Genomic DNA, 23,654 nt, shown 5'->3' with positions numbered 1-23,654 from the left:
CGCCCGCTCCGGGGGGCCCCCCCGGCGGCGCGGGCCCGCGACGGTACAGGCGGTGGTCCGCCGGGTCGTAGGCGTACCGGCCCGGCGGTACCGGGCAGCCGGTCCCCGCCAGCAGATGGGCGTTGACGGGGTGGCGGCCGCCGGCCGAGGCGTGCGGCCGGAGCCGGACATCCGGACCGGCCGCCAGGGACCGCCTCAGGAAGCCGCCCAGGTCCGGCTCGCCGGCGCCCGGTGCGGGCAGCGGGAGCGGCTCACCGGGCCAGGGCGTGATCGCAGGTCCGGGCGGGCTGTCCGGTCCGGGGGCCTGCGCCGAGCGTGCGCGCTCCAGCGCCCGGGCGACCAGGGTGTTCACGTCCGGGTGCTCCTCACATGTGCGGCGGCGGGGCGAGGGTGAAGTCCTCCGGGCCGCGGGGAGCCCGGGTCCGCCAGCCGCGGGCGACCGCTGCCTCGGCGAACCTCGGGGAGCCGTAGTAGCCGAAGGCGGCCGGGGCGTTCGGGATCAGCCCGGAGACCAGCACCCGGGCGACCCGCAGCGGTGTCTCGGCGACGTCCTCGGTCGTCAGGTCGACGGTGATGACGCGGTGGCCGCCGCGGGCGAGCCCGGTGCGCAGCCGCTCGGGGCTGCCCGGCTCCACGTCGCCGATGCCCACCGTGCCGAGGGCGGGTTCGGTGAACCGCCGGGCCAGGGGTGCCATCCGGTCGTCGAGCCACACCTGGACGTGCGCACCGAGGTCCCGCACGGCGGCGAACCCGGGCCCGCAGGCGTCCAGGTAGCGCCCGTCGGGGCGGTGGTCCAGGTACAGTCCGCGGGCCAGCAGCCCCGCTTCGATCGCCCGGAAGACCCAGCCGTCGGCCCCGGTCAGGCCGAGGGTGAAGACCCAGGTGTGCACGGCTTCCAGGACCGCCTTGCGGGCAGCCTCGGCGGGGTCGTGACGGCAGGCGAACCCGGCCGCGTGGATGCCCCGGGCCGGGTCGTGGACCAGGGCCGCCAGACACGGCGCGAACTCCGAGGGCATCTCCACGATCCACACCTCCAGGCCGGAGCCGGCCAGGTCGGCGGTCAGGCCCGGCACGCTGTCCGGGTCGATGCCGCGGGCGGGGCCGTCCAGGTGCCACCACAGCTCCAGCGCGTCGCGCTCGACCACCTCCAGCAGTCCTCGCTCGACGGCGTCGTCCAGCCCCTGCCCGGTGGCGATCCCCGCGTAGTTGAGGTGGTGGGTGCGCGGCAGGGAGCGCAGGGGTCCCTGCCTCCAGTTGAGGTGGGTGAGGGCGATCGGTGCCCAGCACTCGGTGATGTCGCCGTCGGCGCCGTGCTCGTGCCCGCGGGCCCACAGTGCGGGGGTGGAGGCGTCGAAGGGCCGGTAGGGGAAGCGTTCCCTGGTGTACTGCCAGCCGGCGTACCGGGGCAGGTCCTCCGGGCCGTACAGGCGCAGCCCTTTCCCCGCGAGTTCCTCGGCCGTGCCGTTCAGCGGCGCCTCCGGATGGTCCTCGGGGGGCAGCCGGTTGCCGCAGTACCGCTCGACGGCCTCGGCGATCGCGGCGATGCGCGCGCCCTCGGGATCGCCGAAGGTGGTGCCGAGCGAGACCCGGTCGGCGGGCCAGGTGCCCAGCCGCCGGGCGTCGGAGACGTCGGCGGTCATGGCGGTGTACCGGGGAGGCGCGCCCTCGGGGTGCGGGACCGGTTCGACCCGGCGGACGACGCCGCAGACCGGGTCGACGAGGGCCTCGACGGGGAGGGGGGCGGTCGTGCTGCTCATCGGCAGATCTCCTGCGCGGGGTCGTGGGAGGCGGCGGCCCGTCCAGGGGAGAGCACCGGCAGCAGCAGGGTGCTGCGGGCCGGCTCCACCGACCGGAGGGAGGGCCGCAGCACGGTGGCGGTGACGGGGTTCTCCCCCGTGTGGGGGTTGCGGGCATGAGCGGGGAAGTGGTGGCCGGTGATCTCCAGGCGGAGCCGGGTCCCCGCCGGCAGCCTGCGGGTGACCGGTCCGAGCGGCACGGTCAGTTCCGCGGAACCGCCGGGCGTGCCGCGGTACCGCACGATGCCCAGGGCCAGCCGGTGCGCGCGGCCGTCGGGGGCGAGAGCGGCCAGCCGGGCGGCCCAGTCGGCGTGCCCGGTGTCCGCCGCGGCGCGCAGCCGCAGCTCTGCCCGGCCGGCGAGGTCCAGAGGGTGCTCGAGGGGGTCGGAGACCAGCAGGACGCGGTCGTCCGGCCCGTCGCGGGGGATCCGCAGGGTGTCCGACCGCACCGGGGCGGCCGGATCGGCGGTGAACCGCGGGCCGCGCAGCAGCCGCAGGGTCTCCAGCGGGTACGCCCGGGGCTGCCCGGCCCCGGGCGCGCGCAGCCACAGCGGGGTGCCGCCGAGCGCGAGGCAGCCGGTGCGGCCGGCGGCAATCCTGCCCTCCAGCGCGGCTCGCGCCCACCGGACATACAGCTCCCCCAGGCCGAGGCGGTGGGCGGCGGTGGCGTCGGGCCCCGGCTCGGCGGTGAGCCCGTGGCCCCACGGCCCGTACAGCAGGCGGGCGGGCGCGCCCCAGTGTTCCCACAGCCGCAGGGCGTCCTCGGCGAACGGGTCGTGGCTGCCCCCGACCACCAGCAGCGGGACGGTGGCGCGGGGGGCCGCTCGCAGGATGCCGCCCGGCCCGGCCCGCCAGACCCGGGGCCAGGACGGCAGCGGGCGGCCCAGCCGGCGCGGCAGGTCCAGGACCGGCAGATGGGCGGTGAGCTGGGGGTCGGCGGAGAGCAGCCGGGCGAGGGCACCGGGGTCGCTGTCGCGGCGGTCGCCGTGGGCTGCCCACCAGCCGGCTCGTGCCCCCAGCCGTTCCGGTCCGGTGGTCTCTCGGGCGGTCTCGGCGAGCCCGAGGGCGGGCACGGCGGCGATCACCGCGTCGGGGCGCCCGGCGGGCGGCGCGAGGGCGGCGCGCAGGGCGCAGTACGCGGCGTAGGAGCCGCCCGCCACGACGACCGAGCCGTCGCACCAGGGCTGGCGGCGCAGCTCCCGGACGGCGCCGGTCCCGTCCGCGGTCTCGTGACGGTAGGGGTGCCATTCCCCCTTCGAGCCGTGCCGGCCGCGGACGTCCTGGGCGAGGGCCGCGAACCCCCGGGCCGCCCAGCTCCGCAGCTCGCGGTGGTGGTTGCGGCGCCCGTAGGGGGTGCGGATGAGGACTGCGGGGAACGGGCCGGGGCCCGGGGGAAGGCAGCGGTCGGTGGCCAGCTCCGTGCCGTCCGGGGCGGGAAGGAGCTCACCGGTTATCGGGAGGTTCACCGGACGGCCGGTACGGGCAGGACGGGGTGTTCGGTGACCCGCAAGGTCCGCACGTCGATCCTGCGCAGTCTGCGGTTCGCGGGAAGGGCGCCGGGCTGCTCCGTTCCGGTGGCCCAGGCGGTGAGGTCGGCGGCGAGCAGGGCGGCGATCAGTCCGGCCGAGGCGGCCGATCCCGGGGAGTGCGGGCCTCCCACGCGATGTCCGTTCCAGTAGGCGGCCAGTTCCCGGTGCGCCGGTGTCGCGGCCAGTCTGCGCGCCCGCACGTGGCGTGAGGTGACGTCCCCCGGGCCGGCGGCGAGGGGTTCGAGCCAGGCATGGCAGCCCTCGCGGTGGCAGCGCAGCCAGGCGATGCCGTGCCCGGGAAGCCGGTCGGCGTGGTCCCACAGGCCGTCGGGCACCGGGCCGTCCAGACACCACACGACGGCCGCCGGGCGGGGGACGGAGGAGTCCGCGTCCGGGGCGGTCACCCGGCCGGGGGCGGTGGGTACGGGGTCGGCCCCTGCGGCACGCAGGTATCCGGTGAGCGGACGGGTCAGGGCGGGCGCGCCCAGCACATGGACGCGGCGCAGGTGCCGGGGCCATGGCGGGGCGGCGGGGCCCGTGTAGCCGGCTGCTTCGAACGCCTCCAGCAGCCGCCCGGTGCCCGGGGTGCCCACCCCGCCTCCGGTGAGGCGGTCCAGCAGGTCCTCCTCCGGCACCTCACCGGTGCGCACCCGCAGGAACTCGCCCTCCGCGGTACGGACGGCGAGCCCCTCGCCGGGCACCCGGACGATCTCCACTCCGGGTGCGAGCTGGCTGCGGGACACGGGGGCCTCCTGGCGAGGGCGGGACGGACGGGTCGGGGAAGAACCGGGGGGCGGGCCCTCCCGGACCGGCGGAGAGTCCGGGAGGGCCCGCTGCTGTGGTGCTCTTACTCCTCGGTGTCGTCGAAGGGGTTCTCGACGAGCGCGTTGGAGTGGGTGGCCGAGGCGTGGGCCAGCTGGCCCGGCTCCTCGATCGGGGCGAACACCTTGTCCTGCTCCATGGCTGAAGCCTCCCTGTATCTCGGGTAGTTGCGACTTCCGTTCGAAGGCCGCACAGGCGACTCTAATGAAAATGATTATCAGTCCGCAAGGGGTAGCGGGTGATCCGGGTAACACACCGGCCAGCCGCCCTCCGGATCGGTGCCCACCCGGCCGGCGACACCCAGCACCCCGGCCAGCAGGGCCGGGGTCACGACCTCGCGCGGCAGGCCGTCGGCCGCGACCCGGCCGTCGCGCAGGGCCACCAGCCGCTCCGCGAACCGGGCGGCGTGGGCCAGGTCGTGCAGGACCATCACCACCGTCAGACCCCGCTCCTCCCGCAACCGCACCACCGTTCCCAGCACCTCCAGCTGGTGCCTCAGGTCCAGGAAGGTGGTCGGCTCGTCGAGCAGCAGGATGCGGGTGTCCTGGGCCAGAGCCATCGCCAGCCGGACGCGCTGGCGCTCGCCTCCGGACAGGGAGTCCACCGGGCGATCGGCCCACTCCCGCACCCCGGCATCGGCCAGCGCCCGGCGGCAGGCCTCATCCTCCGCGTCGCGCAGCATGCCCAGCGGCCCGCGCGCCGCGTAGCGGCCCTGACGCACCAGCTGGCGGACCGTCATCCCCGGGACGGGAGGGCCCGTCTGGTGCAGCAGGGCCACCCGGCGGGCCGCCGCCCGCCGGGTCAGGTGCCCGGCGTCCTCCGCTCCGAGCAGCACCCGGCCGGAGTCCGGCCGCAGCAGTCCCGCCATGAGCCGCAGCAGGGTGCTCTTGCCGCAGCCGTTCAGCCCGACGAGGGCGACGAGTTCGCCCGCACCGATCGTCAGATCGACCCCGCGCAGCACCGGGCGGCCGGGATAGCCGAAGCTCACGTCCTCCGCCCGGATCGCCGCGGCACCGCCCGGCGCCGCCCGCTCCCCCGCGGGTGCCCCTCCGGACCCCGGCCCGGCGGCCGGCGCGACCGGCGCGGCCCGACCTGTGTGTTCCGTCATCGTTTCTCTCCTCGCGTCGCCGCGTCGCTCAGTGGATCCGTCCGGCGGCCCGCCGCACCACGAACAGCAGCAGCACCGCACCGGCACAGGTGGTCACGGCCCCCACCGGCAGGGTGAGCCGCCCCGAGCCGAACGCGGCTGCCAGCAGCGGGGAGGTCAGCTGGGCCACGGCGTCCGCCCCGCACACCACCGCCGCCCCCAGCAGTGCGGCACCCGGCAGGGTGACCCGCAGGTCGGCACCGAAGACGGCCACCGCCAGGTGCGGGACCATCAGCCCGACGAAGCCCAGCGCCCCCACCGACGCCACCGCGGCGGCGGTCAGTGCCACCGCACAGACCAGCGCCGCCGCCCGCGCCGGGCCGGTGGCCAGGCCGGCCGCCCGCGCCTGCTCGTCTCCGCAGCGCAGCAGGGTCAGCGGGCCGGTCATCACCCAGGCGACCGCCCCCCAGGCCAGCGCCCAGGGCCACAGCAGATGCCAGTGGGTCCACACCCGGCCCTCGGTGGTGCCCACCAGCCACTGCACCACGCTCCCCAGTTCGCCGGGCGCCACCAGCAGGACCATCGCGGTGAGGCCGGCGAGCACGGCGGACACCAGCACGCCGTACACCGCGACCTCGGCCGGATCCGACCGGTCACGCCCGGCCAGCAGCCACAGCAGCCCCGCGCCGGCGAAACCGCCCAGACAGGCCGCGATCACCACGGAGGACGGGGACTGCCAGCCGGCCAGTCCCAGCCCGGTGGCGCTCACCGCCCCCAGCACGGCCCCCGGGGTGACCCCGGTGACCTCCGGGCCGGCCAGCGGGTTGCGCAGCGCGGACTGCAGGACCAGTCCGGCCACGCCCAGGCACGCGCCGGCCCCGAGGGCCACCAGCACCCTGGGGATGCGCAGGTTCAGCACGATGTGGCGTTCCATGGGGTCTCCCCCGCCGGTGAGCGCCGCCCACACCTGGGGCGGTGCGAGGGCGCGGCCGGCCAGCAGGGCCGCCACGGCCAGGAGGACCACCGCGGCCGCCACGGCCGTGAAGCGGACACCGGTGGGCAGACCATTGCCGCGGCCGGCGGGGGGAGCCGACGGCCGCGACGGCGACATCACGGTCACGGGCGGGTTCCTTTCCCCGTCGGGGCGGGACGGCTCTCTCGTTGCCGGGGCACCGCGGCCGCCTCCTCGGGGCGCGGGCCGCGCTTCCCGCCGGGCGCGCGGCGCGCCCACCGCAGCAGCACGACCCCGGCCGGGACCCCGAGCAGCGCCGTCCACGCCCCCACCGGAGTCTCGACAGGGGCGAGGGCCAGCCGGGCCGGCAGATCGGCCAGGGCCACGGTGACCGCACCCCAGGCCGCGGACCACGGAAGCCAGCGCACCGCGTCCGCCTCGGGCAGCAGGCGGCGGGTCAGGTGCGGGGCGAGAAAGCCCACCCAGGCGACCGGGCCGCACACCGCCACCACCGGGGCGATGAGGACGACTGCCACGGCCAGCGCCGCGAAGCGGGCACGGTGCACCCGCACTCCCAGCGCCGTGGCGTCCTCGTCACCCAGCCGCAGCACGGACAGCACCGGGGCGCACAGCACCAGCGCGGGGACGGCGATCAGCAGCCACGGCCACAGCCCCGTCACGTCGCCCCAGGTACGCCCGGACAGGCTGCCCAGCAGATAGCGGTAGATCAACTGCAGGTCGAGCTGATCGGCCATCACCATCATCACCAGCAGACCCGCCTGCAGCGCTGCCGCCACCGCGGCGCCGGTGAGCAGCACCGCGGACGGGCTGCGGCCTGCACCCGCGGCGAGCAGGGTCAGGGCTCCCCCGAAGGCCGCGCCGCCCAGTGCCAGCACCGGCTGGACCACGGCCGGGACGGACACGGCCAGCACGAGCGGCGCGGCCACTCCGAGCGCCGCCCCGGAGGAGACGCCCAGCATCTCCGGGACGGCCAGCGGATTGCGCAGGGCCTCCTGCAGCACCAGTCCGGCCGCACCGAGGCAGGCACCGGCCAGCAGGGCAAGAACCACCCGCGGCAGCCGGAGTTCGGTCACCACGATGCGCTCGATGCCCTCTCCCTGGCCGGTCAGCAGACCGGGCAGCCGGGACGGCGGGACGGCGGGCGTTCCCAGGCACAGGGCGCCGAGCACCGCCGCGCCGAGCAGGAGGCCGAGAACGGCCTGCCACCCTTTCACCTTCACCGAAGCCGGGCCGTGGCCTCGTCGAGGACGATGCCCAGCGAGCGGGTGCCCCGGCCCTTCGCCCAGACCTCGGGGTCCACCTCGTACACCCGGTCCTCACGGACGGCCGGGATCTGTGACCACAGGGGGTTGGCGGCCAGCTTCTCGGAGAGCTGCCCGTCGTCGTCCCCGAAGGAGAGCGTCTCCACGAAGAGCACATCGACGTCGCGGGCGAGGATCTCCTCCAGGCTGTAGCTGCCCTCGACACCGCGGGACTCCCAGGGGTATCCGGCGATGCGGGGGAAGAGTCCCGCCGCCACGTCGGTCCCCGGGGTGGCCACGCCGAAGTTCTCGTCGCTGCCGTAGATGATGAGCGCGGTCTCGTCGCTGGGCTTCTCCTGCGCCCCGGCCAGAGCCGTGCGGAAGCGCTCCTCGGCCGCCTGCCCCTCCTGCGTCCGTCCGGTGAGAGCGGCCAGGTTCCGCAGGTAGCCGACGCTGTCCTCCCAGGTGGCGGGCTGGACCGGCCAGAAGGTGGTGGCGCCCTCCAGCGCGGGTGCCAGCTTGCCGTGGGTATCCTCCAGGCCGATGACGAGGTCGGGCCGGTGGGAGAGGATCGCCTCGATCTCGGGGGCGATGAACCCTCCGGGGATCTGCGGGACGCCGTCGGCGTCCTCGCCGAGGAAGTCCGGGTGGTACAGCAGGGCGTTGTTGGTGGCCACCGGCGTGATCCCGAGCTCCGTGAGCATGTCGTCGCACAGCCCCACCAGGCACACGATGCGCTCCGGCTCCCGCTCGGTGGTGACCGTGACGCCCTTGGCGTCGGTGATCTCCCGGGCGGCACTGATCGGTTCGGCGGTCACCTCGGGGCCGGGCGAGGCGGCCTCCCCGCCGTCCGGGGCGGACTCCCCCGACGAGCCGGCGGCACCTGAGCACCCCACGAGGACGGCGGCCGCCAGCACGGCGGCGGTCACGCGCCGGACGGAGCGGAACGATGTGCGCGACATCGGCGACTCCCATTTCTGTGTCGGTGCCGGGGCGCGGTCAGGCACGTCGGAGGTCCCCCGGCTGTTCCCTCCGGCCGCAAATACTAGTCATGAAAACCGTTATCATTGCAATCCTTTGCCCTACTTCCCAGGGGAGACCGCCGTGCACCCGCCCCTCCGCCTCGTCGTCGCCGACCACGTCGCAGGCTCCGTGACCGTGCTCGAACCGGACGGCGGCACCGTCGTCCGCCTGACCGGCCGCCACCTGTCCGAACACGCGGGGCTCCTGCGGCTGCCCGGTGACCGGCTGGCTCTCGTCGACGACCGCGCCGGAGAACTCGTCGTCCTCGATGTCTTCGGTGACACCGCGGGCAGGCCCGCGGTGTCCGCGACCGTCCCGGTGGCGGTGCCCGCCGAGCAGCTGGCGGCCGACCCGGCGGGCCGCCGTCTGGCGGTCACCACGGGGCTGGGCGCCAATGCCGAGCCGTGGTCGGATGTGTGCACCGTGGTGGATCTGGAGGCACCGGGCGGCGCCGCGGCCGTCCGGTTCCGCACCCGGGCCGGGGAGCCCGGTGTGACACTGCCCGGCTCCGGCGACCCGCTGGTGGTCCTGCGGCACCGGGAGCCCGGCTTCTTCGAGTCGTACCGCTTCTCGGACCTGCTGGCCACCGCTCCGGGCTGTCCGCCCGCCGAGCCGCTGGAACGGCTCGCGCTTCCGGACGACGGTCACGGCGATGCCCACGACCCGGCCGGCGGACTGCTGTTCGCCGCCACGGGCGAGGGCGTGCACCGGGCCCGGCCGGAGGGCAGCGCGCTGCGCCCCGAACCTCCGCTGTCCTGGGACGCCTCCGGGCGCACCGGGGGGCGCGGGTACTTCCTGCGGCTCGATACCCGGCACCGCGTCCTGTGGTCCTGCCTGCGCGGCGGGCCCACGGATCCGGGGCAGTGGCCGCTGTGGACGAACGACGCCTGGTGGCACCGCCTGGACACCGGGGAGACCGGACGGCTGGAGATCGGCCCCGGCCTGGTCTTCCGGATGGGTCTGGCGGCCCGTCACGCGGCCTTCGCCCGCTGTCACCCGGACGGCGACGAACTGGTGCTGGTCTCCACGGACCTCGGCACCCCGGCCGTCAGCGCCCGGCTTCCCCTGCCGGCCATGGACGGCGCGCCCCGGCGCGGCGGCACGCCCTGGGACGGAGTGCAGCGCCGGGCTGTCGCCGCGTCACCGGCCGCCTCGCTGGTGGCGGTGACCAGGGGCGGTCACGGGGAGATCCAGCTCTTCGACGCCGGAACAGCCACCGTGACGGGCCTGTTGAGGCTGCCCACCCCGCTCGACGAGGGTGGCCGGCTGGCCGTCGTGGCCCAGGGCGACGACGGCCATCTGGACCCCGCCGGGCGCTGAGCACCCCCGGAGCCCACGGAGCCGGGGCGCGGCCACCTCTCAGAGCCCGGTGGCGCCCTCCGGCGGAACGGACAGGGCGTAGATCACCAGGACCGCCAGTCCGATCACGATCACCGACCAGAGCGGGAAGGCGGCGAGGAACGCCACGTGGGCCACCGCGGTGAGTACCGCCAGGGCGATGCCCGTCAGGCGGGCCCAGTCCCGGCCGGTGTACACCCCCGCGCCCACCGCCACCTGCAGAAGGCCGAGGAGGAAGAGGATCCAGCCCCACGCGGTGTAATCGAAGACCAGCAGGCCGTCGGAGGTGACCAGGTAGTAGTCGTCGCGGGTCCAGGCCGCCAGGCCGCCCACGATGTGGAAGATGCCGAGGGTGAGGATCAGGATGCCGGCGAAGGTGAGCCAGCCGGACAGCGGCCGGACCCGCGCTGCGGTGCCCGGCTGTCCTGCCCCTGCGGAGGGTCGGGTCATGACGCGGCCCCTTCCTGCGGTTCGGGCGTCGTTCCCGCTCACCGGCCGCGGCCGGTGAGGGCCGGCCGCAGGGCTTCCGGGTCACGGTGACCGTTCCCTCTCAGGATGGCACCGGCACCGGGCGCGCGCCTTCCGGCATCAGCGCGCGGAGCGGGGACCGGGCACTTCCCCGGTTCCCGCTCCGCGCATCCCCGCCGGCGCGGGGCGTCCCCGCGCACCGGCGGGCCCACGGTGGCCTGCGGCGGATCAGCGCAGCCAGCGGTGCGTGCTCACCACCGGCAGCCGCGACCAGTACCGGCCCAGCCCCCATACCCGCCCGGCGGAGCACAGCGCGAGCGCGATCATGGCCAGGGCATAGACGACGTGCTGGTCCAGCAGCGGGTTGGTGGACATGCTGGGCGACCCGTCGGACAGTTCACGCCCCGGCGGCCACTGACCGAGCCACATCATGGCCATCATCAGCGTGCCGGAGGCCGCGGTGACCCTCAGCGCCACCCCGGCGAGCAGGGCCAGCCCCAGACCGAGCATTCCGGCCATGTAGAGCCAGTCCACCCAGACCGCGCCCGCCCACCCGTGATAGGTGGAAGCCATCGGTCCGTCGACGTGAGCGAGATAGCCCCCGGCCGGGGAGCCGCCGTTGCCCCAGGCCGTCTCGGCCCGGGTGGCATAGCCGAGCCCGAAGGTCTTGTCCAGGAAGGCCCACAGGAAGATCCCCCCGAGGGCAATCCGTAAGGCGGCCAGCGCCTTCGCTCCGGCGTCGGCGGGCTCCGCCCCGTTCTCGCCCGCGGAGCGGGCCCGGGGGTGCGGCCCATGGGCGGCCTCTGGTTCGTGCCGGACACTCATGCCCGTCTCCCTTCGTCAGTAAAGGTCTATACCATTACTGCCATGCAGTGAACCCCCCGCACGCCTCGCCACAGGGGCGCCGCACCCCTCGGCCCGCCGCCCCCGGGCGGACCATTCGACGAAACCGCCGCCGGGTGGCGACCACCTCATCGCCCGAGCGATGCGGCAGTCTGGTTGGGAGCGCTCCCACCCGGCGGCGGCTCCACACATCCTGGCGGCCAGTCATGCGCACGTCAATACTTCGATGAGTTTCACTTCCGAACGGAAAAACCCCGCATCCCGGAGAGCCTCCCCGGACGACTCCATGGACTGTCGCCATGGGCCGGCCGGGGAGGCCTCGCCGCCCCGCCCTCCCGTCCCTGACAAGGCGGGGCGGCTCACGCTTCCCGTCCCCCGCCGGACTCCCCCACGACAGGGGTCCGGACAGGTCGGCGCCACCACGGACGACGGGAAGCGCAACGGCCGGCACGCCTCGACGGGCCGGCCGCGAACCGAAACCGGGGACCCTAACACTCCTCACCCCGGCTTCGACGGTTGAACGTACTGCGGCGGTTGGCCTCCCGGTTCCTCGCACGGAGCCTGAGGCGCCGGTCCGCGTCGCAGTCCGGGAGTTCTTCGGTCCGCCCGGCCGGGGCCGGACGTGCGGCAGAGGCTGACATGAGCGGCCCTTCCCGAGGCTGGCCATGGGCTGCGGAACCACCGCCGGGCGGAAGCGCCCCCACCCCCGGACACCGGAGGAGGGGCGCCGGAATGGGAGCGCTCCCACTCGACGGCCATGACCTTATGGTGGGAGCGCACCGGTCTCCCGTCAATCGCCTGGAGCGTTCCAACTTCGAACAAAAAACTGCACACTTCGGGCCTCCGTCCGCGTGCCGGCCTCGAATCCCGAAGGCTCGCCCCGCCGGAGAGAACCGCCCGGCCGCGGGCCGCGGCGATCCACCGACGGCGGCCCGCGCCCGATCACCCCAGGTGAAGGCGGGGCCCGACCGCCCCGCACGACACCCGTCCGGCGACAGCACTCACCCCCGGCGGGGCCGTGTCCGCCCTTCGAGCCCGGCGCTCACTTCGCGGCCGGAAGAATCCGCCGCACCCCGCCGGACGTCCACGACCACCCGTCTCAGGCGGGACCGACCGGGCGCGGCGCCCGGTGCCGGCTCAGGGCTCCCCGTCGCGGGCGGCACCGTCCCGGAGTCCGAGCTGCAGGTGCTCGACGTGATAGACGGCCTCGTCCAGGAGCTGGGCGACGTGGCTGTCGTGCAGCCGGTAGACGATCCGGCGCCCCTCGCGGCTGCCGCTCACCAGGCCGAGCGCCCGGAGCAGCCGCAGCTGATGGGAGACGGCGGACTGCTCCATTCCCACGTGGCGGGCCAGTTCGGTGACGGGCAGCGCCCCCTCGCGCAACCGGGCCAGGATCAGCAGCCGGGAGGGGGTCGCGAGCGCCTGGAGCGTGGCCGCGACCGTGACGGCGCTCTGCGCGTCCAGTTTCGCCGAGGGGGTGCCGTGGCTGCCTGCTCCGTGTCCCATTCCCGCATGGTACGGTGCCGCCCACACATGAAGAAGTATTCATTCATTCATATGGAGGTGGCGACATGACCCTGACCCCCCTCGACCGGGAATCCGGCTCGCCTGCCGCTCCGGCACCCGGTCCGCTGCCGCGGCGCACGCCCCTGCTGCGGCTGCCCGAGGCGCGGTGGGCCGCCGCGGCCCTCGCGGCACTGCTGACCGGACTGGTGCTGGATCTGGCCGGAGCGCCACCGGCCACATGGTGGTCCTGCTACGCCGTCTGCTACGCGGCAGGCGGCTGGCAGCCGGCCCGGGACGGGCTGGCTGCCCTGCGGGAGAAGTCCCTGGACGTGGACCTGCTGATGGTGGCCGCCGCGCTGGGCGCCGCCGCCATCGGGCAACCGCTGGAAGGGGCACTGCTCATCGTCATCTTCGCCACCTCCGGAGCACTGGAGGCCTACGCCACCCAGCGCACCGCCGACTCCGTGCGCGGCCTGCTGGATCTCGCTCCGCAAAGCGCCACCCGGCTGCGGCCCGGCGGCGGCGAGGAAACCGTGCCGGCCGTCGTCCTCGCCCCGGGCGATGTCGTCCTGGTGCGGCCCGGGGAGCGGATCGGGGCCGACGGCATCGTGACCGAGGGTTCCACCGAGGTGCAGCAGGCCTCCATCACCGGGGAACCGCTGCCGGTCCCCCGGGCAACGGGCGACGAGGTCTTCGCGGGCAGCCTCAACGGCACCGGCGCATTGCGCGTGCGCGTGAGCCGGGCTGCCCGGGAGTCCGTCATCGCCCGCATCGCGGCACTGGTGGAGGAGGCCAGCGAGGCCAAAGCACCCCGCCAGCTGTTCATCGAGCGGATCGAGCAGCGGTATGCCGTGGGCATGGTGGCGGCCACCCTGGCGGTGTTCACCGTCCCCCTGGCCCTCGGTGCCGACCTCTCCTCGGCACTGCTCCGCGCCATGACCTTCATGATCGTCGCATCGCCGTGTGCCGTGGTGCTCGCCACCATGCCGCCCCTGCTCGCGGCGATCGCCAACGCCGGACGCCACGGCGTGCTGATCAAGTCCGCAGCCGTGATGGAGCGGCTGGGGACCGTGGACCGGGTGGTCTTCGACAAGACCGGCACCCTGACCGAGGGGACGCCCCGGCTGGAGGAGATCCGGCCGCTGCCGGACGGCCCCGCTCGTGAGCGGCTGCTGGCACTGGCCGCCGCGGCGGAGCAGGCCAGTGAACACCCCCTGGGACGTGCGGTACGGGAGGCCGCCGAGGACCTCCCGCCCGCGGTCGCCACCGGATTCCGCTCCGCGCCGGGTCACGGGGTGTCGGCCCTGGTCGGCGGGGTGCTGGTGGAGGTCACCCGGCCGGGCCGGCAGCCGGCGGCAGAGGCCGCCGGGGCGGTGGCGGAACTGGAGGAGGCCGGTCTCACCACAGCGGTGGTGAGCCTGGACGGCACCCCCGCCGGAGTGCTCGGCTTCAGCGACCGGCTCCGTCCGGAGGCCCCGGACTCCGTCCGCCGGCTCACCGCGCTCACCGGCTCGGCCCCCGTACTGCTGACCGGCGACCACGCGCGCGCCGCCGCCGGCATCGCCTCCCGGACCGGCATCACCGAAGTACGCGCCGCCCTGCTGCCGCACGAGAAGGCGGAGACCGTGGCGGACCTGGAGCGCCGCGGACACCGGGTCCTGGCCGTGGGGGACGGAGTCAACGACGCCCCGGCGCTGGCCGCCGCGCACACGGGTCTGGCCATGGGACGCGGCGGGGCCGATCTGACCCTGGAGACCGCGGACGCGGTGCTGGTCAGGAACCGGCTGGATGCCGTGCCGGCAGTGGTGGAACTCTCCCGCAGGGCGCGGCGCCTGGTCACCCAGAATCTGGTCATCGCGGGCGGGGCCATCATTGTGCTGGTCACCTGGGACCTGGTGGGACACCTGCCGCTGCCGCTGGGAGTGGCGGGGCACGAGGGGTCCACCGTTCTGGTGGCGCTCAACGGTCTGCGGCTGCTCCGCCGGAGCGCGTGGCCGGAGCACGGACCGGACCGGGTCGGAAACTGAGCGGTTCTGTCCGACCACGGGAAAACCCGGTTGCCTCCCCGCGGGCGCGGCCTGGAGTCTGTGGGGGCTGTCCGGTTTCTCCTCGCACCGACCCTGGGATGTCATGCAGATTCGCGACCTTCCGCACGCCGATCCCGGCGATCCCGACGTGCGGTCCGGATTCCGTTTCCTGGTCTGGCTGTTCCGCCGCCAGCTCGGCGGCCAGGCCAGGGCACTGATGTGGGGCACCCTCCACATGAGCGGCGTCGCCGCCCTGCCGGTCGCCATGGGCCTGGCGGTCCAGGCCGTGGTGGACGGCTCCGGACGGCGGCTGGCCGCCGCCGGTCTGGTGATGCTGGGTGTCGCCGTCACCGTCGCGGTGGCCGACACCATGCTGCACCGGGCCGCCGTCACCAACTGGATCACCGCCGCGGCCCGGGTCCAGCAGCTCCTGGCCCGCCGCACCGCCGAGCTCGGCGCCCTGCTGACCCGGCGGGTGGCCGCCGGGGAAGTGGTCAAGGTGTCCACCGGGGACGTGGAGAAGATCGGCTGGTTCGTCGAGTCGTTCTCCCGGTTCGCCGCCGCCGCGGTGGCGACGCTGGGCGTGTGCGCCGGGCTGGTGGTCTTCGAGCCGGGACTGGGGCTGCTGGTCGGCGCCGGTGTCGCCGTGGTGGTGCTCACCGTCTTTCCGCTGCTTCCGGCCGCCACCCGGCGCGCCGACCGGGAACGGGCCCGGTCCGGCCGGGCCACGGAGCTGGCCTCGGACACCGTGGCGGGCCTGAGGGTGCTGCGCGGCATCGGCGGAGAGGAACTGTTCCTCGACCGCTACCGGAGGGCCTCGCAGGAAGTGCGGGCGGCGTCCGTGCACAGCGCCAGGATGTGGGCGCTGATCGACGCGCTCCAGGTGGTGGCCCCGGGCCTGCTGCTGCTGACGGTGGTCTGGCAGGGTGCCCAGCTCGCCCTGGCAGACCGGCTGAGCCCCGGCGAACTGGTCACCGTCTACGGGGCCGTGATGTTCCTGATGTTCCCGCTGCGACTGTTCCAGGAGGCCGCGATGGCCTTCACCTTCTCCCGCCCCTCGGCCCGGCGGGCCGTCCGGGTACTGAGCCTGCGCCGCGAATCCGGGGCCGCTCCGGCCGCGGGGTCCGCCGGACCGCCCCCGTCCGGGGATCTCACGGACCCGGCCAGCGGGCTGCGCGCGGCCCAGGGCCGGCTGACGGCTGTGGTGTGCGGTGACCCGGACGCCGCCGAGCGGCTGGCCGAGCGGCTGGGCGGCCATCCGGCCCGCGGCGGGGACGCCCCCTCCGCCGAACTGTGCGGGACCCCGCTGGACCTGCTGCCGCTGGAGACGGCCAGAGCCGCCGTGCTGGTCCAGGACAAGGACCCGGTGCTGCTGTCCGGCACCCTCACCGGACTCCTGGACGTCCCCCGCTCGGGCCGGGTCACGGTGAGCCAGGCCCTGGAGGCCGCCCGGTGCGGGGACGCGCTGGACGCCCTGGCCCGGGCCGCGGCCGGCCGGGACGGGGGCGACCCGATGCGCGCGCACATCACCGAGCGGGGCCGTTCGCTCTCCGGCGGCCAGCGGCAGCGGCTGGCGCTGGCCCGCTCGCTGATCACCGACCCGCAGGTGCTGGTGCTCGACGAACCGACCTCGGCGGTCGACTCGCACACCGAGGCGAGCATCGCCGAAGGGGTGCGTGAGCTGCGGGCCGGCCGGACCACCGTGGTGTTCACCTCCAGCCCGCTGCTGCTGGACCGCGCCGACGAGGTGGTGTTCCTCCAGGACGGTTCGGTGGCCGCCGCCGGCACCCACCAGGACCTGCTGGCCACCCACCCCGGGTACCGGGCCGTCGTCACCCGGGAGACCGGGGACGGCCCGGGCACGCCCCCCTCCCCCGCCGGCCCTCTCGCCTTCGCACAGGAGACCGCATGATCGGCGTCCGCCCTCCGGACCACGACCCCTCCGGCGCGGAGCACGCCACCACGCTTCCGGTCGCCGGCCGGGAGACCGTGCGCGCCTACGTGCGGGAGCTGCTGAGGCGGCACCGCCGGGCCTTCGTCCTCCTGGTCGTGGTCAACACGGTCGCGGTACTCGCCTCGATGGCCGGGCCCTACCTGCTCGGCGGTGTCGTGCAGGACCTGGCCGACGGCGTCCGGGAGCTGAACCTGGGGCAGACCGTGGCCCTCTTCGCAGCCGCCCTCGCCGTGCAGGCGTTCTTCGTCCGGCTGGTGCGGCTGCGCGGGGCGGGCCTCGGCGAGCGGATGCTGGCCGACCTGCGTGAGGACTTCCTGGTGCGCTCGGTGGCGCTGCCCCCCGGCGTGCTGGAACGGGCGGGCACCGGGGACCTGCTGGCCCGCATCAACACCGACATCGACCGGCTGGCCCAGGCCATGCGGGAGGCGGTGCCGCAGCTGGCCATCGCCACAGTGTGGGCGGCGCTGCTGCTGGGCGGCATCGTGCTGACCGCTCCCCCGCTCGCGCTGGGCGTGCTGATCGCGTTGCCCGTCCTGCTGGCGACCGCCCGGTGGTACTACCGCAGGGCGCCCGCCGGATACCGGGCGGAGGCCGCCGGGTACGCCGCGGTGGCCGGGGCTCTGGCCGAGACCGTGGACGCCGGGCGCACGATCGAGGTGCACCGGCTGGAACCGGCCCGGGTCCGGCTCTCCGAGCAGCGGATCCGGAACTGGACCGCGTGGGAACGGTACACGTTGTGGCTGCGCTCGGTCCTGATCCCCGCGGTCAACGTGTACCACTCCCTGATCATCGGCGGTGTGCTGCTGATCGGCGGCGCGTTCGTGCTCCAGGGCTGGTTGACGGTCGGCCAGCTGACCACCGGGGCTCTGCTGGCCCAGATGCTCGTCGAACCGGTCGGCATGATCCTGCGCTGGTTCGACGAGCTCCAGGTCGCCCGGGTCTCGCTGGCCCGGCTGGTGGGTGTCCGGGAGATCGAGGACGGGCCGGGCGACGGCGCCGCGGAGCCCCAGGGCCGCGAGGTGCTCGCACGGACGGTGCGGTTCGGCTATGCGCCGGGCTCCGACGTGCTGCACGGTGTCTCGCTGGACGTGCCGCCGGGCACCCGGGTCGCGCTGGTGGGGCCGTCGGGAGCGGGCAAGTCGACGCTGGGGCGGCTGCTGGCCGGCATCTACGCACCCCGGGCCGGCGCCGTCACCCTGGGAGGTGCCGAACTGGCCGCGATGTCCCCCGAGCGGGTGCGGCGACACGTGGCCCTGGTCAACCAGGAACACCATGTGTTCGTCGGACCGCTGCGCGACAATCTGCTGCTGGCAAGGACGGCCGCGACCGACGCCGAACTCCGAGCCTGTCTCGGCGCGGTGGGGGCCGACGGCTGGGTGCGGGCCCTCCCGCAGGGCCTGGACAGCGAGGTCGGCTCCGGCGGGCTGGCCGTCACCCCCGCTCAGGCCCAGCAGATCGCGCTGGCCCGGCTGGTGCTGGCGGACCCGCACACGCTGGTGCTGGACGAGGCGACATCGCTGCTGGACCCCCGGGCGGCACGGCACCTGGAGCGCTCACTGGCGCGGGTGCTGGAAGGCCGCACGGTGATCGCGATCGCCCACCGGCTGCACACCGCGCACGACGCGGACGTGATCGCGGTGGTCGAGGACGGACGGATCAGCGAGCTGGGCAGCCACGCCGAACTGGTGGCCGCGGGTGGGGCGTACGCCAGGCTGTGGCGCTCCTGGCACGGCTGAGGCCCTCCCGGGGCGCGCGACGGCTGCGGCTGCCGCCCCCGGGGCCCGGTGGGGCGGCAGCCGGACGTTCCCCTCAGGCGGCCATGACCAGGGCACCCACGCCGCTGGCCGCGCCGACCACCATGAAGACGGGCATGAGCACCTTGTTCTCCACCCAGGCACCGGCCCGGAACCGCATGAACCGCGGCGTGCCCAGCGGGTACCAGCGGCGCCCCTTGACCGGCAGCGGCCACAGCATCGGGCAGCCGGAGATCGTGAGTGAGTCCCCGATGGTGTGCACCACGGCGCCCAGCACGATCGGCAGCCCCAGCCAGAGATAGGCGTGGTCGGGGAAGAGCCAGTGCGATCCGTTGCCCGGCTGGTCGAGCACCGAGGCCAGGGTCCAGGCGCTGGTGGCGCCCAGGAGCCACACCAGGACGTCGCTGGAGGTGCGGGCGTGGCGCCACAGCAGCCCTTCGACGGCCAGCACCATGTGGATGAAGAGAATGACCAGAACCGCCCACCGGCCCCAGGCGACCGCCGCGGCCGAGAATCCGGCGCCGATCGCCACGGCCCACACCCAGGTGTGCGTGAGGGTCCGGTGTCCTCCGGTGCGCCGCCGCTCGCCCTTGCCGCGGGTCGCGTTGTAGACGGCGGCCGACAGTTTGTCGATGACACCGGCCAGCCAGCGGGAGACGGGCCCGAAGGCCCTGGATATGGTCGCCGACTTCTGGTCCAGGTCGGGAGCGAGCGCCGCGCCCGCGCAGATCAGCGTGCCGGCCAGCAGTACCGGCCACGGCATGGGGTTGCCGGCGGCCGCCACGGCCGCCCCCACCCCCAGCCAGGCCATCGCTCCGGACAGTGAGTGCGCCGGTCCCATCATGGCCTCGGCCCCCGTCTCATCCTCGTGTGCAGTTCTGTGTGACCGGCACAGCGTAGTGCCAATGATCTTCGTATCAACGGCCGGTTCCCCCTCCGGGCTTCCGGACGGGCAGTATGGGGGCGTGACCCTTATCGATCAGATGCCGAGCGACAGTGACCCGGACGCCCTCTTCGACGCCTTCTCGTCGTGGACCGAGCAGCGGGGCCTCACGCTCTACCCCGCGCAGGAGGAGGCACTGATCGAAGTGGTCTCGGGGGCGAACGTCATCCTGTCCACTCCCACCGGCTCGGGGAAGTCCCTGGTGGCGGCCGGCGCGCACTTCGCCGCGCTGGCGGCGGACAAGGTCACCTTCTATACCGCGCCGATCAAGGCGCTGGTGTCGGAGAAGTTCTTCGAGCTGTGCAAACTCTTCGGCACCGAGAACGTGGGCATGCTGACCGGTGACGCCTCGGTCAACGCCGACGCGCCCGTCATCTGCTGCACGGCCGAGGTGCTCGCCTCGATCGCCCTGCGCGACGGAGCGGACGCCGACATCGGCCAGGTCGTCATGGACGAGTTCCACTTCTACGCCGAGCCCGACCGCGGCTGGGCGTGGCAGATCCCCCTGCTGGAGCTTCCGCAGGCCCAGTTCGTCCTGATGTCGGCGACGCTCGGCGACATGTCGCGTTTCGAGGAGGACCTCACCCGGCGCACCGGACGCCCGACCACCGTGGTGCGCTCGGCGACGCGGCCGGTCCCGCTGAGCTACGAGTACCGCACGACCCCGCTGACCGAGACGCTGACGGAGTTGCTGGAGACCCGCCAGTCCCCGGTGTACATCGTCCACTTCACTCAGGCGCAGGCGGTGGAGCGGGCACAGGCGCTGATGAGCATCAACATGTGCACCCGGGCCGAGAAGGACGAGATCGCCTCGCTCATCGGCAACTTCCGGTTCACCACCCGGTTCGGCCGCAATCTCTCCCGGTACGTCCGGCACGGGATCGGCGTGCATCACGCCGGGATGCTGCCCAAGTACCGGCGGCTGGTGGAGAAGCTGGCCCAGGCCGGCCTGCTGAAGGTCATCTGCGGCACCGACACCCTGGGCGTCGGCGTCAATGTCCCCATCCGCACGGTGCTCTTCACGGCGCTGACCAAGTACGACGGCAGCCGGGTGCGCACGCTGCGGGCCCGGGAGTTCCACCAGATCGCCGGCCGGGCCGGCCGGGCCGGCTTCGACACATCCGGCTTCGTGGTGGCACAGGCGCCCGAGCATGTCGTGGAGAACGAGAAGGCACTGGCCAAGGCCGGCGACGACCCCAAGAAGCGCCGCAAGGTCGTCCGCAAGAAGGCGCCGGAGGGCTTCGTCAGCTGGAACGAGAACACCTTCCAGAAGCTGATCGCCTCCGACCCCGAGCCGCTGACCTCCCGCTTCCGGGTCACCCACGCCATGCTGCTGTCGGTCATCGCCCGGCCGGGCGACGCCTTCCAGGCGATGCGGCGCCTGCTGGAGGACAACCACGAGCCGCGCAAGCAGCAGCTGAAGCACATCCGCCGCGCCATCGCCATCTACCGCTCGCTGCTCGACGGAGGGGTGGTGGAGCAACTGGACGAACCGGACGCGCAGGGGCGGCGGGTGCGGCTGACCGTCGACCTCCAGTCGGACTTCGCGCTCAACCAGCCGCTGTCCACTTTCGCCCTTGCCGCCTTCGAACTGCTGGACCCCGAGTCCCCCTCCTATGCCCTGGACATGGTCTCGGTGGTCGAGTCCACGCTGGACGATCCGCGGCAGATCCTCGCCGCGCAGCAGAACAAGGCCCGCGGCGAGGCGGTCGCCGAGATGAAGGCCGACGGCGTGGAGTACGAGGAGCGCATGGAGCGGCTGATGGACATCAGCCACCCGCAGCCGCTGGCCGATCTGCTCTTCCACGCCTACGGGGTCTACCGCAAGAGCCACCCGTGGGTCGGTGACCATCCGGTCTCCCCCAAGTCCGTGGTCCGCGACATGTTCGAGCGGGCCATGACGTTCTCGGAGTTCGTCTCGCACTACGAGCTGGCACGGACCGAGGGGATCGTGCTGCGCTATCTGGCGAGCGCGTACAAGGCGCTGGAGCACACGGTTCCGGACGATCTCAAGTCGGAGGACTTCCAGGACATCACCGCGTGGCTGGGCGAGCTGGTACGCCAGGTCGACTCCAGCCTGCTGGACGAGTGGGAGCAGCTGGCGAATCCCGAGGAGGAGGACGCCACGCAGGCCCAGGACCGGGCCGACCAGGTGAAGCCGGTCACCTCCAACGCGCGGGCCTTCCGGGTGCTGGTCCGCAACGCCTTGTTCCGCCGGGTGGAGCTGGCGGCGCTGGACAAGGTGGAGGCGCTGGGCGAGCTGGACGACGCCTCGGGCTGGGACGCGGATGCCTGGGCGGAGGCGCTGGACGCCTATTGGGAGGAGTACGACGAGATCGGCACCGGCCCCGATGCCCGAGGTCCCAGGCTGCTGCGGATCGAGGAGCGGCCCGAGGACGCCCTGTGGCGGGTACGGCAGACCTTCGCCGACCCGCGGGGGGACCACGACTGGGGCATCTCCGCCGAGGTCGATCTCACCGCCTCGGACGCGGAGGGCCGAGCCGTGATCATGGTGACGGACGTCGGGCAGCTCTGAGGCCACGCGCCGTCCCCGGCCGCCCGAGGCGGCGGCCGGCCGGGGACGGCGCCACGGCGCCGCCGTCGCTCAGGAGGTCTCCCGGGCCGCCAGGCCCATGTGCTCGCCCACCTTGTTCACCAGCAGGGTCATCTCGTAGGCGACATGTCCCACCTCGGCCTCGGGCCCGGTGAGGACGCACAGGCAGCTGCCGTCACCGGCTGCGGTGACGAACAGGACTCCGTCGTCGAACTCGATCATCGTCTGGCGGACCGCGCCGCAGGCGAAGTGTTCTCCCACCCCCTTGGCCAGGCTGTGCAGACCGGAGGAGACCGCGGCGAGGTGCTCGGCGCTGCTCCGGTGGAGATCCTTGCTCGCCGCGGTGACCAGTCCGTCGCTCGACAGCAGCAGAACGTGCCGCACCCGCGGTACTCGTTGTGCCAGATCGTCCAGCAACCAGTCGAGTGTGGTGCTCAGTGCCATCCCCGGCTCCCCCTTCTCGTCAGACGACTGCGGTGTCAGCCTTCCCCACCGGGGCTCCGTCGGCAACCACCCGAGCGGTTCCGCGAACCTTCCGATGTCGCTACTCTTCGGTCACCTGGCCGAAAGAGGAGGTCCCCGTGGGCGCGACGGACCCGGACACCGGGGCGGAGGACGAGCTGTTCGTCCTGACCGCCCTGATGCTGACTCCCGAGCGTTTTCCCGCCGTGCTCGGGGACGACTATCCGCAGGCGTGCGCCGCACTGGGGCTCGCGCCCTACGCCGAGGGCTACGGCCTGCTGCTCGGCCAGGACGGCGAGGGCGCGCGGTGGACGGTGGCGACGGAGGACGTCCCGCTGACCGCCTGTGCGATCGCCGCCTGGGACTGCGGCATGCCGTACGACCTGTCGCCCGACGAGCGCACGGTGGCAGCCGTGCTCGCCGGCTGGCCGGTCGAACTGGAGGTGGCGGCCCCCGGGCTGCCCGCTCCGCACGATCCCCCGCTGCCGGAAGAGGCCGGCCCCCCGCTCCTGTCGGCTCCTGACCCCGAGGGCTGGGGCCCGGCCCAGCGCCGGCTGGGGGCCGACGAGATCGCCCTGCAATGGGCGCAGTGGCGGCGGCAGGTGGACGAGGACGTGGAGTTCACCGAGCCGGAGGACACGGCCGGCGAGGCGGCCGTCAGCGGTTCCGCGGAAGAACCCCGCGCGGCGGTGCACCGGGTCCTGGAAGCGGCGCGCGGCTACCTCGATACGCCCCCTCCGCCCGGACGGGTGCGCTCCTCCTTCGCCTCCGGTGAGGCCCGGACACTGCGGGTGGACGGGCCGGGGTGGAGCCTGGTGGCACGCACCGACGACATCGCGTTCGTGCTGGTGGACGACCAGCCGCGCGAGGTCCTTCCGGTCGGCCGGGGGCCCGAGCTGCCCGCGCTGCTGGAACGCCTGGACGCCCTGGCACGCCGGCCGGCCGACGGCTGACCCCGCCCGGACGGCGGAGTCAGCGGCGTGGTCGGAGGGCCGTCAGCGGCCCAGCTCCCGGCGGTTGATCCGGCGCAGCCTGCGGCGCTGCCCGGGGTCGAGCATCAGGTACGCGGCGGCCGGGATGCCGAACATCACCAGCGCGGCGATCCAGAAGTTGGTCAGCCACCACAGCAGCAGGCCGGCGGCCACACCGGCGACGGCGACCTTGGCTCCGTTGGACATCTGTCTACCTCCTCGCGGCGGCAGCCGCCGCCTCNCGGGGCCGCCCCCCCCCGCCTCACCTTGGGGACGTCGTACCCGCTTCCGGGGTTGCCTGCCCGGGCGGGCCGGGCACCCGCGGGAGGGTCTCCCCGGCAGCGTATGCCCTTCCCGGGGTCC

At 74.4% G+C, this 23,654-nt stretch carries 20 protein-coding genes and 1 pseudogene; 6 read left to right on the top strand and 15 right to left on the bottom strand.

Features of this window, described 5'->3' with window-relative positions:
• From ABD299_RS08180 to ABD299_RS08140, 9 genes and pseudogenes are all read right to left on the bottom strand, one after another.
• Window positions 1-352, bottom strand: a pseudogene (locus ABD299_RS08180) (SagB/ThcOx family dehydrogenase); the annotation flags it as partial.
• Between the two features lie 13 nt (window positions 353-365).
• The gene (locus tag ABD299_RS08175; RefSeq protein ID WP_344259882.1) at window positions 366-1,757 is read right to left on the bottom strand and encodes a YcaO-like family protein; all 1,392 of its coding nucleotides are present in this window, start codon (window positions 1,755-1,757) and stop codon (window positions 366-368) included.
• A complete protein-coding gene (locus tag ABD299_RS08170; RefSeq protein WP_344259880.1) occupies window positions 1,754-3,262 on the bottom strand; it encodes a CocE/NonD family hydrolase in 1,509 nt (502 codons plus the stop codon). The genes ABD299_RS08175 and ABD299_RS08170 overlap by 4 nt, the downstream gene beginning before the upstream one ends.
• Window positions 3,259-4,068: a hypothetical protein gene (locus ABD299_RS08165; protein ID WP_344259878.1), complete on the bottom strand. Its 810-nt coding sequence runs from the start codon at window positions 4,066-4,068 to the stop codon at window positions 3,259-3,261. The genes ABD299_RS08170 and ABD299_RS08165 overlap by 4 nt, the downstream gene beginning before the upstream one ends.
• Before the next feature lie 104 nt (window positions 4,069-4,172).
• On the bottom strand, window positions 4,173-4,286 hold the full coding sequence (amiA, locus tag ABD299_RS08160; protein WP_344259876.1) for a streptamidine family RiPP: 114 nt from the start codon (window positions 4,284-4,286) through the stop codon (window positions 4,173-4,175).
• A 78-nt stretch (window positions 4,287-4,364) separates the two neighbouring features.
• On the bottom strand, window positions 4,365-5,255 hold the full coding sequence (locus ABD299_RS08155) for an ABC transporter ATP-binding protein (protein WP_344259874.1): 891 nt from the start codon (window positions 5,253-5,255) through the stop codon (window positions 4,365-4,367).
• A gap of 28 nt (window positions 5,256-5,283) precedes the next feature.
• On the bottom strand, window positions 5,284-6,345 hold the full coding sequence (locus ABD299_RS08150; RefSeq protein WP_344260015.1) for a FecCD family ABC transporter permease: 1,062 nt from the start codon (window positions 6,343-6,345) through the stop codon (window positions 5,284-5,286).
• Between the two features lie 5 nt (window positions 6,346-6,350).
• Window positions 6,351-7,421, bottom strand: coding sequence for a FecCD family ABC transporter permease (locus ABD299_RS08145; RefSeq protein WP_425581285.1), 1,071 nt, complete (start codon window positions 7,419-7,421; stop codon window positions 6,351-6,353).
• Between the two features lie 2 nt (window positions 7,422-7,423).
• Entirely contained in the window at window positions 7,424-8,410 is a 987-nt protein-coding gene (locus ABD299_RS08140) for an ABC transporter substrate-binding protein (protein ID WP_344259871.1), read from the bottom strand.
• A gap of 115 nt (window positions 8,411-8,525) precedes the next feature.
• On the opposite strand from ABD299_RS08140, the gene ABD299_RS08135 reads away from it, so the two are divergent.
• Complete coding sequence (locus tag ABD299_RS08135) at window positions 8,526-9,791, top strand: hypothetical protein (RefSeq protein WP_425581283.1); 1,266 nt, start codon at window positions 8,526-8,528, stop codon at window positions 9,789-9,791.
• A 39-nt stretch (window positions 9,792-9,830) separates the two neighbouring features.
• Here the strand turns inward: ABD299_RS08135 and ABD299_RS08130 are convergent, their stop codons facing one another.
• From ABD299_RS08130 to ABD299_RS08120, 3 genes are all read right to left on the bottom strand, one after another.
• On the bottom strand, window positions 9,831-10,259 hold the full coding sequence (locus ABD299_RS08130) for a DUF7144 family membrane protein (protein WP_344259867.1): 429 nt from the start codon (window positions 10,257-10,259) through the stop codon (window positions 9,831-9,833).
• A gap of 246 nt (window positions 10,260-10,505) precedes the next feature.
• Window positions 10,506-11,102: a hypothetical protein gene (locus ABD299_RS08125; protein WP_344259866.1), complete on the bottom strand. Its 597-nt coding sequence runs from the start codon at window positions 11,100-11,102 to the stop codon at window positions 10,506-10,508.
• Between the two features lie 1,155 nt (window positions 11,103-12,257).
• Window positions 12,258-12,626, bottom strand: a complete 369-nt coding sequence (locus tag ABD299_RS08120; RefSeq protein WP_344259865.1) for an ArsR/SmtB family transcription factor — start codon at window positions 12,624-12,626, stop codon at window positions 12,258-12,260.
• 65 nt (window positions 12,627-12,691) lie between these two features.
• On the opposite strand from ABD299_RS08120, the gene ABD299_RS08115 reads away from it, so the two are divergent.
• From ABD299_RS08115 to ABD299_RS08105, 3 genes are all read left to right on the top strand, one after another.
• Window positions 12,692-14,653: a heavy metal translocating P-type ATPase gene (locus ABD299_RS08115; RefSeq protein ID WP_344259864.1), complete on the top strand. Its 1,962-nt coding sequence runs from the start codon at window positions 12,692-12,694 to the stop codon at window positions 14,651-14,653.
• Between the two features lie 103 nt (window positions 14,654-14,756).
• Complete coding sequence (locus tag ABD299_RS08110) at window positions 14,757-16,565, top strand: ABC transporter transmembrane domain-containing protein (RefSeq protein ID WP_344259863.1); 1,809 nt, start codon at window positions 14,757-14,759, stop codon at window positions 16,563-16,565.
• Window positions 16,562-18,343, top strand: a complete 1,782-nt coding sequence (locus tag ABD299_RS08105) for an ABC transporter ATP-binding protein (RefSeq protein WP_344259862.1) — start codon at window positions 16,562-16,564, stop codon at window positions 18,341-18,343. Before ABD299_RS08110 ends, ABD299_RS08105 begins: the two co-directional genes overlap by 4 nt.
• Before the next feature lie 73 nt (window positions 18,344-18,416).
• Here ABD299_RS08105 and ABD299_RS08100 read toward each other — a convergent pair whose 3' ends face one another.
• Entirely contained in the window at window positions 18,417-19,205 is a 789-nt protein-coding gene (locus ABD299_RS08100; RefSeq protein WP_344259861.1) for a metal-dependent hydrolase, read from the bottom strand.
• 121 nt (window positions 19,206-19,326) lie between these two features.
• Here ABD299_RS08100 and ABD299_RS08095 point away from each other — a divergent pair, with 121 nt between their 5' ends.
• On the top strand, window positions 19,327-21,840 hold the full coding sequence (locus tag ABD299_RS08095) for a DEAD/DEAH box helicase (protein WP_344259860.1): 2,514 nt from the start codon (window positions 19,327-19,329) through the stop codon (window positions 21,838-21,840).
• Window positions 21,841-21,909: 69 nt separating this feature from the next.
• On the opposite strand, the gene ABD299_RS08090 is transcribed toward ABD299_RS08095, so the two are convergent.
• Window positions 21,910-22,302: a roadblock/LC7 domain-containing protein gene (locus ABD299_RS08090; RefSeq protein ID WP_344259859.1), complete on the bottom strand. Its 393-nt coding sequence runs from the start codon at window positions 22,300-22,302 to the stop codon at window positions 21,910-21,912.
• Window positions 22,303-22,439: 137 nt separating this feature from the next.
• On the opposite strand from ABD299_RS08090, the gene ABD299_RS08085 reads away from it, so the two are divergent.
• Window positions 22,440-23,273 (top strand): hypothetical protein, encoded by an 834-nt coding sequence (locus ABD299_RS08085; RefSeq protein ID WP_425581282.1) that lies wholly within the window; start codon window positions 22,440-22,442, stop codon window positions 23,271-23,273.
• A gap of 42 nt (window positions 23,274-23,315) precedes the next feature.
• On the opposite strand, the gene ABD299_RS08080 is transcribed toward ABD299_RS08085, so the two are convergent.
• The gene (locus ABD299_RS08080; RefSeq protein WP_344259858.1) at window positions 23,316-23,498 is read right to left on the bottom strand and encodes a hypothetical protein; all 183 of its coding nucleotides are present in this window, start codon (window positions 23,496-23,498) and stop codon (window positions 23,316-23,318) included.
• Between the last annotated feature and the right edge of the window lie 156 nt (window positions 23,499-23,654).

Source organism: Streptomyces sodiiphilus, assembly GCF_039529215.1.
GTDB lineage: Bacteria > Actinomycetota > Actinomycetes > Streptomycetales > Streptomycetaceae > Streptomyces > Streptomyces sodiiphilus.
Note: the sequence above shows the minus strand (reverse complement) of the source record. Positions and strands in the feature narration are given on the sequence as shown.

What these genes read in the sequence shown, in the direction of transcription:
- ABD299_RS08175 (WP_344259882.1), bottom strand. Translation starts at nt 1,757, where the DNA reads ATGAGCAGCACGACCGCCCCCCTCCCCGTCGAGGCCCTCGTCGACCCG.
- amiA (WP_344259876.1), bottom strand. Translation starts at nt 4,286, where the DNA reads ATGGAGCAGGACAAGGTGTTCGCCCCGATCGAGGAGCCGGGCCAGCTG.
- ABD299_RS08155 (WP_344259874.1), bottom strand. Translation starts at nt 5,255, where the DNA reads ATGACGGAACACACAGGTCGGGCCGCGCCGGTCGCGCCGGCCGCCGGG.
- ABD299_RS08150 (WP_344260015.1), bottom strand. Translation starts at nt 6,345, where the DNA reads ATGTCGCCGTCGCGGCCGTCGGCTCCCCCCGCCGGCCGCGGCAATGGT.
- ABD299_RS08140 (WP_344259871.1), bottom strand. Translation starts at nt 8,410, where the DNA reads ATGTCGCGCACATCGTTCCGCTCCGTCCGGCGCGTGACCGCCGCCGTG.
- ABD299_RS08130 (WP_344259867.1), bottom strand. Translation starts at nt 10,259, where the DNA reads ATGACCCGACCCTCCGCAGGGGCAGGACAGCCGGGCACCGCAGCGCGG.
- ABD299_RS08125 (WP_344259866.1), bottom strand. Translation starts at nt 11,102, where the DNA reads ATGAGTGTCCGGCACGAACCAGAGGCCGCCCATGGGCCGCACCCCCGG.
- ABD299_RS08120 (WP_344259865.1), bottom strand. Translation starts at nt 12,626, where the DNA reads ATGGGACACGGAGCAGGCAGCCACGGCACCCCCTCGGCGAAACTGGAC.
- ABD299_RS08115 (WP_344259864.1), top strand. Translation starts at nt 12,692, where the DNA reads ATGACCCTGACCCCCCTCGACCGGGAATCCGGCTCGCCTGCCGCTCCG.
- ABD299_RS08110 (WP_344259863.1), top strand. Translation starts at nt 14,757, where the DNA reads ATGCAGATTCGCGACCTTCCGCACGCCGATCCCGGCGATCCCGACGTG.
- ABD299_RS08105 (WP_344259862.1), top strand. Translation starts at nt 16,562, where the DNA reads ATGATCGGCGTCCGCCCTCCGGACCACGACCCCTCCGGCGCGGAGCAC.
- ABD299_RS08100 (WP_344259861.1), bottom strand. Translation starts at nt 19,205, where the DNA reads ATGATGGGACCGGCGCACTCACTGTCCGGAGCGATGGCCTGGCTGGGG.
- ABD299_RS08090 (WP_344259859.1), bottom strand. Translation starts at nt 22,302, where the DNA reads ATGGCACTGAGCACCACACTCGACTGGTTGCTGGACGATCTGGCACAA.
- ABD299_RS08080 (WP_344259858.1), bottom strand. Translation starts at nt 23,498, where the DNA reads ATGTCCAACGGAGCCAAGGTCGCCGTCGCCGGTGTGGCCGCCGGCCTG.